The sequence below is a fragment of the Paenibacillus hunanensis genome (assembly GCF_014645615.1).
Lineage (GTDB): Bacteria > Bacillota > Bacilli > Paenibacillales > Paenibacillaceae > Saccharibacillus > Saccharibacillus hunanensis.
Genome location: NZ_BMMB01000047.1, coordinates 1 through 1,036, shown reverse-complemented (window position 1 = coordinate 1,036; position 1,036 = coordinate 1). Strand labels below are relative to the sequence as shown.

General features: G+C 40.8%; 1 protein-coding gene. It reads left to right on the top strand.

Annotated elements, in window-relative coordinates; translation table 11 throughout:
* Positions 1–684: 684 nt before the first annotated feature.
* Positions 685–1,036, top strand: a 352-nt coding sequence (locus tag IEX62_RS24295; RefSeq protein ID WP_229686056.1) for an NADH-quinone oxidoreductase subunit J, incomplete at its 3' end; no start/stop codon positions are given.

Sequence of the window (1,036 nt, the reverse complement as noted above, 5' to 3'; positions counted from 1 at the left end):
TTTGCCATAGGTAAGGCGAGATATTTGCTAAATATTGTGTTTTTACACCTGGGTGTTCGAGTCACCTCTTTTCCGTTGTCTCCATTTATTTTTCGGGGGACCCCGCCCCCTTCGGGGCGGGGGCCCTTATCGTTTAAATAAATATAATGGCTTCTCTTCCCACCCGTAGGGTTGGCAGGAAGCCAGCCCCCTGCTTACCTCTAAATAAATATATATCTTCATCTTCGGTTAAAAGAGTATAGTTTAATGGTAAAACAGAAAGCTTCAACCTTTAAATTCTTAGTTCGAGTCTAAGTACTCTTGCATCGAGTCCTCCCCCTTGAATACTTTTATCGCCTACCTTCAACCGGCCCACCCCCCATCTTTCCCCCGCCCTGCAGTACTGCAGGGCGGGGGGACGGGGGGATCGGTCGGGGGATTAGGAGGGGGGAGAGAACTAGGGCTTCAGCCTTAGTAATGCGGCCCCATCTTCCCCCGCCCTGCAGTACTGCAGGGGGGGGGCATAATTAAATGTGATGGGGACCTTGAGAAGAGGGGGGGGGTCAGCCCCTGAATAAAAAAAAAGGTGAGGAGGAGGGGGGACTACGGCTTCACCCTTACTATGCTGACCCCTCCTACGGGGGGCGGGGGTAAGGGTGACCAAAAAATAAAGGTTTTTTTTTATTTATTATGAACAGTTTATTCTTGATAAACGAAAGTTTCACAAATGGTTATATATCGAGCGTGCTGGATATAATATCTATACTCGCGATTTTTTGTGGTATATCTGTAATTGTAAATAAAAATCCTATAATATCTGTATTATTTTTAATAGGGTTATTTGCTAGTGTTTCTTCTTATTTAATTCTATTAGGTTTAAGTTTTATAGGTTTAGCCTATTTAATAGTATATATAGGAGCAATATCTATTTTATTTTTATTTATTTTAATGCTGATAAATATTAGAATAAGTGAACTTCAAAGTAATACTAATAATAGTATACCTTTAACAATTATTCTTGGAATTTCTCTTAGTTATTCTTTATTTCAATTGTTAC